The organism is Treponema sp., assembly GCF_045657965.1.
In the GTDB taxonomy this organism is placed as follows: Bacteria; Spirochaetota; Spirochaetia; order Treponematales; family Treponemataceae; genus Treponema_D.
Genome location: NZ_JAZOUG010000075.1, coordinates 1 through 8886, shown reverse-complemented (window position 1 = coordinate 8886; position 8886 = coordinate 1). Strand labels below are relative to the sequence as shown.

The following is an 8886-nucleotide window of genomic DNA, read 5'->3' as shown; positions in this document are numbered from 1 at the left end:
TTTAAGATTTGATGCAAGAAGACCTGCCTGCTCATTCAGATACTGAGCTCTGAGAGTATTGTACTGTGTAAGGCAGCCTTCTTCTTCAGCTTTTAAATCTAAAAAATGTGTCTGTTCTTCATTTTTTTTTGATTCAAGTTTTTGTTTTTCATCTGTTTTGTTTGACAGGCTTTCTAAAGATTCATATTCATTTTCTAACGAGGTAAGAGTTACCGAAATCTGATGGTTTTCATTTTCGATACTGTTAAGATTTTCCAGATTTTTTGATGTATCATCAATTTCTGTAATAATACTGGAGAGTTTATTCTGGATTTTAATAAAATTGTTTTCTTCAATTTTGTTTTCATTTTCAATTTTCGCCAGTTCTGATTTTTTCTGCTCAAGTTCATCATAAAGAGGCAGAAGATTTAAAAGCGTAACACGTTCTTCTTCAAGATTTGAAAGTTCTTCTTCGTGAGATTTTGCGTCTTCCAGAGCTATTCTGTCTTGTTCATTCTGCTGTTTTATTGATTCGAAATTTTTCTGCTGTTCATCAAGCAGTTTTTTATTTTCAAGAAAAGTTTCGGCCTGTTTTATGCGTACAGAAATTTTTTCGGCTTCAATATTAAGTTTTTTATCTTCTTTTTGAAGAATCGATTCAGTTTTCCTGTCATCGTCAAGAAGGTTTGAAATAAAGGTAACTGCTTCTTCAAGAATAAGCTCACCATTTTTTGCTTTTTTTAAATTTTCCGAGTTTTCAGAAGTTTCATCAAACATAATTCCTGCAAGAAGGTGTCCGATGCTGCGTTTTTCATTTTCGCGTTCATTTTTAAGTTCCCTGCAGCTTTCTTTAAGTTTTTCCTGCAGAAAGGCATAAAAATCTGTTTTAAAAATTTTTCTGAATATATCCTGCTTCGATTTTGTGTCTGATTTCAGAAGTTTCTGGAAATCTCCCTGAGCAAGCATTGCAATCTGAGAAAACTGATTTTTATCGATTCCTAAAATTTCTATAATTTTTTCATTGACATCTTTGATTTTTGTAATTATTTTGCCGCCAGAAAGTGTAAGCTTGGCATTTGCAATTTCTTTTGTGAGTGAATCGCCCCGTTTTGCTTTACGCATATATTCCGGATTACGCTTTACTGTATAAATTTTTTCGTTATAAGAAAAAGTAAGTTCAACTTCTGTCGGGGTATCATCATCTGCATAAATTGAACGGAGCATACTGGATTTACGTTCCTCACCGCTTGCTTCACCAAAAAGTGCAAAAGAAATAGCATCAAAAATTGATGTTTTTCCTGCTCCAGTATCGCCTGTAACCAGAAAAAGACCAGTCTTTCCCAGCTTTTCAAAATCGAGAAAGGTTTTTTTTGCATAAGGACCAAAACCTGTAACTGTGAGTTTTAACGGACGCATTTTTACTCCACTGATGATGAGTGTTCATCTTTTGCAAGAATCGAGTTTATTAAATTATTGATAAAATTATACTGGTTTTCATTCATGGAATTTCCATTCTGAGTTTCAAAAAAATCTGAGAAAATTTCAACAGGACTCTTTTTTTGCAGGGAAACTGTCATTTGCGCACTTAGACTGTTTCTGGTGCGTTCATTGTCATAATCAAGTTTCATTATCCGGGGATAAACCAGCCTTAGTCTTGCAAGTGCGTCCGGAATGTCATTTTCATCAGTTAATGTGATATGAAGGTAATCTTCAATTGAGGAATTTTTGACACCAGCTTCTTTTCCTGTCAGAATGTCTGAAAATTTTCCCTTTATTTCACGCATATCATGAAGAGGCTTCAATGGTATTAAATTTATTTTTATATTGCCTTTTTCATTCATTTCTACGAGACAGGCAGATTTTTTATGATTACACTCTGAAAATGAATATTTGAGCGGCGTACCGGAATACCTGAGCGTTTCGCGGCCGATTTTCTGAGGTGAATGAATATGTCCCAGTGCTACATAATCAAAGTCATCAAAAACCCATGAATCAACATTATCACTGCCGCCTACAGAAAAATCTTCTGAATCACATTTAGAAGAGCCTGTTACAAATTGATGTGTTATAAGCACATTGCGCTCATTTTTATTGAGGTTAATCTGTTTTAAAGCTTCATTTACAGCTTCCGTATATGTTTCGGTTTCTTTATTAAAAATTGAGCGTATGTGAGCAGGTTTAATAAACGGAAGAAGATAAAAATTGATTTTTCCATAATCATCTTCTAAGGCGGTTGTTTCAATTTTACCGTCGTAAGCTTTTGAAATATGAAGTCCGCTTGCTTCCATAAGACGGCATCCAAAAGAAAGCCGTTCCGCTGAATCATGATTTCCTGCAATTAAAAAAACTTTGATTTTAAGATTTGAGAGACTGACTAAAAATGAATCAAGAAGAGAAACAGCCTGCTCATTTGGTGTTGATTTGTCATAAACATCGCCGGCAATTACAGTAGCGTCAATTTTTTCGTTTTCTGCAATTTCAAGAATTTGATTTAAGATAAATTCCTGATCTTCAATCATGGAAAAATCATTGACCCGCTTTCCTAAATGCAGGTCGGCTAAATGGAGAAACTTCATTGGAAGAAATTTACAGTTTTACTCGCCTTTTTTCAAGTTGAGGGAATCAAGCAGTTCTGTTGAAAGGAAAACTTTTTCGATGCCAAAGGAACGTAAATTTTCATTCCACTTTACAGTAACGCAAAGCCCTGTTTTTCCTGAATAATAAGCGCTCTTTTCTTTTTCAAAAAGAGGTGTGATAACAGGAGAATAATCTGCTTTTATATGCTGCACAAAACTTTCTGCAAAAAGACTGATTACAAAATCTTTGAGAACTTCACTCTGAAAACGGTTAATTTTGTGCTTGGTGTCGATGGTTAAACCGGAAAGGGCACCAAAAAGGAAAGAGTCAAGTTTTATATAGCTCTTACCGCCGTTAAAATCTACTTCATAAAGGAATTCGTTTGAATTTGCATTGTCAAAGAATTCATCGATATTCATATGTTCAATTGCTGTAATCGGCATTTTGCGGACTTTTGGCTCACCGAATTTTTCCCGCAAAGCAACTCTGAAGCGCACGTAGGCACCTTTACAGAAAGACCGGATCTGCTTTATTTGAGATTCTGAATATATATGTTTTGTACGGTAAACTTTTTTTTCGATTTCTGGTGAATCACTTTTTGAGGTTGTGATCCCAAGTAATTTGTCAACTTCGTCTTGAGAAAGACTTACACCATGTTCTGCCATATCTTAAAGTTTAACGCATATTAAAATAAATTTAAATAATATTAAATGGAATAACATATATTTATTAGAAAACATTGTTTTTGTTATAATGGTTTCATGTCGTTCGTGAAAAAAATTACTTCCGGACTGGAAAAACGCTATATTTTTTACACAGTCCTTTCACCGCTTTTTATGTTCGGTGAAGTCATAATGGAAACAACGATTCCTCTTGTCATGGCCCGTCTTGTAGACACTGGAATCAAAAACTCCGATTCAGCTTTCGTAATCCGGAATGGCCTTTTAATGGTTTTTATGGCCTGTTTTTCACTTTTTTGCGGAGTTATGTGCGGACGTATTTCTTCACTGGCAGCGTTCGGCTTTTCAAAGAATTTACGTAAAAAACTTTTTTCACGTGTTCAGGAATTTTCTTTTTCAAATATGGACCATTTTGGCACAGAGTCTCTGGTTACACGCCTTACAACCGATGTTACAAACCTTCAGAATATGTACCAGAACATAATCCGCACAATGGTACGCTCTCCAATCATGATGATTTTTGGCTGCATCATGGCCTTTTCGATAAATTCAACTCTTGCACTTATTTTTGTAATTGTAATTCCTGTTCTTGCAGCAGTTTTACTTTCAATCGTGCTGGCTGTTTATCCGCGTTTTAAGAAAATGCTTGAAAAATATGACAGCTTAAACCGGGTCGTTCAGGAAAATTTAATTGCAATCCGTGTTGTAAAATCTTTTGTCCGCGGTGAACACGAAAATGAAAAATTTGACACCATTGCAGATGATTTACAGCACACACAGGCTTCAGCCGAAAAAATCGTAATAATCAACATGCCTTTAATGCAGCTCACAATTTATGCCTGCATTGTCAGTGCCCTGTGGTTTGGCGGCAATATGGTAATTCAAGGCAGAATGTTTCCGGGCGAGCTTATCAGCTTTATTTCCTACATCACCCAGATTTTAATGTCACTGATGATGCTTTCACGCCTTTTTGTAATGTTCATTTTAAGCCGGACTTCACTCTCAAGAATCCTGGAAGTACTGGATGAGAAAATAGAAATCAGGAATCAGGGGGGGGAAGTCTCCCCCTGCGCCCGCACTTCGTTGCGTTCTACCCTCTCTACAGGGGCAAGCCCCCGTACCCCTGAAATATCACGTGACGATTATTCCATTATTTTTGAACACGTATATTTTTCTTACGACAAAAAAATGGAACATGCCGTTCTTTCTGATATTAACCTTACAATTCCTCGTGGAAGTACAGTCGGAATTCTTGGAGGAACAGGAAGCTCAAAATCAACTCTGGTGCAGCTGATTCCCCGGCTTTATGAAGTAACTCAGGGTAAAGTTACGGTTGCAGGAATTGATGTGCGTAAGTGGAATCTGAATGAACTGCGTAAAAAAATCGGTTTTGTTTTGCAGAAAAATACTCTTTTTTCAGGAACAATTGCAGAAAATTTAAGATGGGGAAACGAAAATGCAGCAGATGAAGATTTAATCGAAGCCTGCAAAGCAAGTGATGCCCACGGCTTTATTTCTGCCTTTCCGCAAGGATACGAAACCTGTTTAGGACAGGGCGGAGTAAATCTTTCCGGTGGTCAAAAGCAGCGTATCTGCATTGCACGCGCACTTGTAAAAAAGCCTGAAATACTGATTCTTGACGATTCAACAAGTGCAGTAGACACTGCAACAGATTTACGGATAAGAAATGCCCTGCGGATTTCACTTCCCGAAACAACAAAAATCATAATTGCACAGAGAATTGCCTCTGTGCAGGATGCAGACTTTATCGTTGTACTTGATTCAGGCAGAATAAGCTCAAAAGGCAGCCATGAACAGCTTATGCAGACCAGCAGGATTTACCGTGAAGTTTATGAAAGTCAGATGAGTGAAAATTAACAGGAAGTAAAACGCAGTAAAATTACCCACTGTAACTTTCTTTAAAAATATTATATAATTTTTTAAAAATGAAAATAAATAATCCGAATTCAAACAAAGGAGCTTTTCTGCTCCTTCTGATTTTTATAATTCTCATTTCTGTTACAGTTGCTTTAGTGCTTTCGCTCAGAGTAAGCAAAGTTGAAGAAAATATAGAATCAGATACCGTTATAAAAACTCTTGTCGTTCTCGAAGACCGAAACAGGGTGTTTTTTACCGATGTGTTTATATATTATCCGGTTTCAAAGCGCGGTGCACTTATTAATATTCTTGGAAATACCGGTGCAATTTTTCAAAGTCTGGGACGTGTTGACTCCATAGATTCCGTTTATCTTGAAAAAGGAATTGAAACCTATAAGGCAGAAATCGAAAATCTTGTAGGGCAGACAATTCCGTTTTATATGGTTTTGAACCTTACAAAATTCGGCGAACTTACAGATATGCTCGGAGGAATGAAGATTTTCGTTCCTTCTCCTGTTGATGTAAAAAATGAAGAAGGTGAGCGTTATCTTTTACCAAGCGGAGTAGTTTCCCTAGATGGTGAAAAAATTCAAACTTATCTCAATTACGAAAAATCCGACGAAACTGAAGATGATGTAATTGAACGAAGGCAGAATGTACTCCTTGCTTTTTTTGCAGCACTTTCAAGAAATGAAAAAATACTTAAGGATAAAAAATCTTTTGATATTATAAGCAGGAAAATTTTTACCAGTCTTGATGAAAAAGAATTTTATAAACTTTTAACCATAATTTCTCAGGTTGATTCTGAACATCTTACACCTCAGACGATTACCGGTTCTAAGCGCGTAGTTGATGGAAAAACGCTTCTTTTTCCGTATTATGACGGTCAGCTTATAAAAGATGTCTTTAAACAGGTATCAAACTCACTTATTTCCCTTGATAATGTTAATGTAAACCGTACATATGTGCTTGAAATACAAAACGGTACTACAGTTCAGGGATTAGCCCGCAATACAATGGCATTACTTCAAAGTGCTGGATATGATATTATTGCGACTGGAAATGCAGATTCTAATGATTATGATAAAACGGTCATTATTAATCATATCGGTAATGCGGAGGTTGCAAAAAGTCTGGGAGATTTTATCCGCTGTACGAATATAGTCGAAGAAAGTATTTCGGAAGATGCCGATAATACAAGTGTGTCTAATGTAGACTTTACTATAATTCTTGGAAGAGACTTCGACGGTCGTTATGTTAAAAAATAGGAGATTTATTTATGAAAACTGCACAGGAAAACGCACTTGAAATTGCACAGATACTCGAAGATTCTAAAGCTGAAGAGGTTACTGTAATTGATGTTTCAGAATTGAACAGCTGGACTGATTATTTTGTAATCGCAACCATTCACAGTTCAAGTCACTGGCAGGGACTTGCAAAACAAATTAAAGATTATGTCAAAGCAAATGAAATGGAAATCCATGTTACACACAATAAAGCTCCGTCTGGTGATGACTGGAATTTAATCGATATTGGAAATGTAGTGGTTCACTTAATGAGTAAAGATGCCCGTGAGTTTTATGATCTGGAAAAACTCTGGCATGGCGGTAAAAAACTGCGGTAATTAGGGGTAAAAAAAATACGCTGCAAAAGTGCAGCGTATTTTTTTATTCTTCTGAATCAGAATAATCTTCTGTAAGTTCGTCGTTATAATCTTCTGGATAGTCGGAATCGTAGGTGACATTTACATCATCATCGTCTAAGGTGTCGTCGTAAATATCATCATCAAATTTGTTGAGAGTATCATCGCTTAAAGATTCAAAATCGTCTTCCTCTCCTGAATCTTCATAAGCTTCGTCAATCTCATCGGTATAAGAAAAACCGAGAGCCATAATCTTAACATCGTTTGTTATTTCATCATTATAAAACATGAGGATTCCTTGTCAAAGACACATGATTTTAAATTTATAGGCTGGTTGTGTCAATAGAAATAAAATAAGAATTTTCAAAAAAAAATCTCCAAAAACTCCAAAAGTAAATTTTTTCAGATTATATTGTGGTGTTTGTTTTAAAAATTTTATAAAATGGATTATATGCCAAAAGAAAAAGCTTTCCGTAACCGTACACTTACACTGGAAGAATCAGAAATTCCTTTCCTTAAAAATAAACTGCTTTCTTTGGAAGATTTGCGTTCTGAAAATAAAGGAAATCCTGTATCAATAGAAACTTTTTTAAACAGAACGATTAATGCCGATGTCATGGAAGCTTTTTTTCTTCTTCCTGATGAATTTGCTGACCTTATTATTGTTGACCCGCCCTATAATCTTACGAAAAATTTTGGCGGAAGGGTTTTTAATGCCCGTTCAGAAAATGATTACGATGAGTATCTTTCACTTTGGTTTCCTCTTGTCTGCAAAAAACTAAAACCAAACGGCTCTCTTTACATTTGCGGTGACTGGAAATGCACTTCTTCACTCCAGCGTGCTGTCGAAAAGGAACTTACAGTTCTCAACAGAATTACCTGGCAGCGTGAAAAGGGAAGGGGTGCAAAATTTAACTGGAAAAACTCTATGGAAGATATCTGGTTTGCAGTCAAAAATCCGAACGACTACTATTTTGATGTTGAAGCTGTAAAAATGAAGCGGAAAGTAATCGCGCCATACAAAGAAAACGGAAAGCCGAAAGACTGGAATGAAGGCGAGGATGGTAACTTCCGCCTTACATATCCCGGAAATTTCTGGGATGACATTTCGATTCCTTTCTGGTCAATGCCCGAGAATACTGATCATCCGACCCAAAAACCCGAAAAACTTTACGCAAAGCTTATTCTGGCTTCAAGCAGACCCGGTGACATTGTTTTTGACCCGTTTTTGGGCAGCGGAACGGCAAGCGTAGTTGCAAAAAAACTTGGCCGGCATTATGTGGGAATCGAACAGAACGAAGAATATTGTCTCTGGGCAGAAAAAAGGCTTATTTGTGCCGAAAGTGATAAGGAAATTCAGGGGTATAAAGACGGTGTTTTCTGGGAGCGAAACAGTCTTTCCGGACAGAAGAAAAAAGTAACCACAGATTAACACAGATGGACACTGATTATTTTTTTATCCGTGTGTATCTGTGTCGAATTCTGAAGATTAAGGCTGTTTAATAAATTCTTGATTTTGGTTAAAATCTATCCATAGAGGAAATTAAAAATGGAAAACGCAACAAAATGTATTCATGCCGGCTACTCACCAAAAAACGGTGAATCACGAATGATTCCAATCATTCAGTCTACGACTTTTAAATACGACACTTCCGAAGATATGGGAAAACTCTTTGACCTTGAAGCTTCAGGATATTTTTATACACGACTGCAGAACCCGACTAACGACATGGTTGCAGGAAAAATCTGCGCACTTGAAGGCGGATCTGCCGCAATGCTCACTTCCTCAGGTCAGGCTGCAAACTTCTTTGCTACATTCAACATAGCTCAGAACGGCGACCATATCGTAGCTTCAAGCTCAATCTATGGCGGAACATTCAATCTTTTTAATGTCACCATGCGCAAGATGGGCGTTGACTTCACTTTCATCTCTCCGGATGCTTCCGATGAAGAAATTCAGGCAGCATTTAAACCGAATACAAAGGCTGTTTTCGGCGAGACAATCGCAAACCCTGCCCTCACTGTTTTTGACATCGAACGCTGGGCAAAAATCGCTCACAAAAAAGGAGTTCCTCTCATCGTAGACAACACTTTTGCTACACCAATTAACTGCCGTCCTTTTGAATGGGG

At 36.8% G+C, this 8886-nt stretch carries 9 protein-coding genes; 5 read left to right on the top strand and 4 right to left on the bottom strand.

From position 1 onward, the window contains the following. From ACKI5B_RS02785 to ACKI5B_RS02775, 3 genes are all read right to left on the bottom strand, one after another. A partial coding sequence (locus ACKI5B_RS02785) for an AAA family ATPase (RefSeq protein WP_407425612.1) occupies positions 1-1395 on the bottom strand: 1395 nt, incomplete at its 3' end. Between the two features lie 2 nt (positions 1396-1397). Then, entirely contained in the window at positions 1398-2555 is a 1158-nt protein-coding gene (locus ACKI5B_RS02780) for an exonuclease SbcCD subunit D (protein ID WP_407425610.1), read from the bottom strand. Positions 2556-2573: 18 nt separating this feature from the next. Further along, entirely contained in the window at positions 2574-3221 is a 648-nt protein-coding gene (locus ACKI5B_RS02775) for a hypothetical protein (protein ID WP_407425608.1), read from the bottom strand. 96 nt (positions 3222-3317) lie between these two features. Between ACKI5B_RS02775 and ACKI5B_RS02770 the strand changes: the two genes are divergently transcribed. From ACKI5B_RS02770 to rsfS, 3 genes are all read left to right on the top strand, one after another. Then, entirely contained in the window at positions 3318-5114 is a 1797-nt protein-coding gene (locus tag ACKI5B_RS02770) for an ABC transporter ATP-binding protein (RefSeq protein WP_407425606.1), read from the top strand. 68 nt (positions 5115-5182) lie between these two features. Further along, positions 5183-6382, top strand: a complete 1200-nt coding sequence (locus ACKI5B_RS02765; protein ID WP_407425604.1) for an LCP family protein — start codon at positions 5183-5185, stop codon at positions 6380-6382. Between the two features lie 11 nt (positions 6383-6393). After that, positions 6394-6738, top strand: coding sequence for a ribosome silencing factor (gene rsfS / locus ACKI5B_RS02760; RefSeq protein WP_407425602.1), 345 nt, complete (start codon positions 6394-6396; stop codon positions 6736-6738). 43 nt (positions 6739-6781) lie between these two features. On the opposite strand, the gene ACKI5B_RS02755 is transcribed toward rsfS, so the two are convergent. Further along, positions 6782-7045 (bottom strand): hypothetical protein, encoded by a 264-nt coding sequence (locus tag ACKI5B_RS02755; RefSeq protein ID WP_407425600.1) that lies wholly within the window; start codon positions 7043-7045, stop codon positions 6782-6784. Between the two features lie 162 nt (positions 7046-7207). On the opposite strand from ACKI5B_RS02755, the gene ACKI5B_RS02750 reads away from it, so the two are divergent. Then, a complete protein-coding gene (locus tag ACKI5B_RS02750) occupies positions 7208-8188 on the top strand; it encodes a DNA-methyltransferase (protein ID WP_407425598.1) in 981 nt (326 codons plus the stop codon). 117 nt (positions 8189-8305) lie between these two features. Continuing rightward, a partial coding sequence (locus ACKI5B_RS02745) for an aminotransferase class I/II-fold pyridoxal phosphate-dependent enzyme (protein ID WP_407425596.1) occupies positions 8306-8886 on the top strand: 581 nt, incomplete at its 3' end.

Bases quoted from the DNA above. Each gene is read 5' to 3' on its own strand.
- ACKI5B_RS02755 (WP_407425600.1), bottom strand. From the start codon at position 7,045: ATGTTTTATAATGATGAAATAACAAACGATGTTAAGATTATGGCTCTC.
- ACKI5B_RS02765 (WP_407425604.1), top strand. From the start codon at position 5,183: ATGAAAATAAATAATCCGAATTCAAACAAAGGAGCTTTTCTGCTCCTT.
- ACKI5B_RS02770 (WP_407425606.1), top strand. From the start codon at position 3,318: ATGTCGTTCGTGAAAAAAATTACTTCCGGACTGGAAAAACGCTATATT.
- ACKI5B_RS02750 (WP_407425598.1), top strand. From the start codon at position 7,208: ATGCCAAAAGAAAAAGCTTTCCGTAACCGTACACTTACACTGGAAGAA.
- ACKI5B_RS02775 (WP_407425608.1), bottom strand. From the start codon at position 3,221: ATGGCAGAACATGGTGTAAGTCTTTCTCAAGACGAAGTTGACAAATTA.
- ACKI5B_RS02780 (WP_407425610.1), bottom strand. From the start codon at position 2,555: ATGAAGTTTCTCCATTTAGCCGACCTGCATTTAGGAAAGCGGGTCAAT.
- rsfS (WP_407425602.1), top strand. From the start codon at position 6,394: ATGAAAACTGCACAGGAAAACGCACTTGAAATTGCACAGATACTCGAA.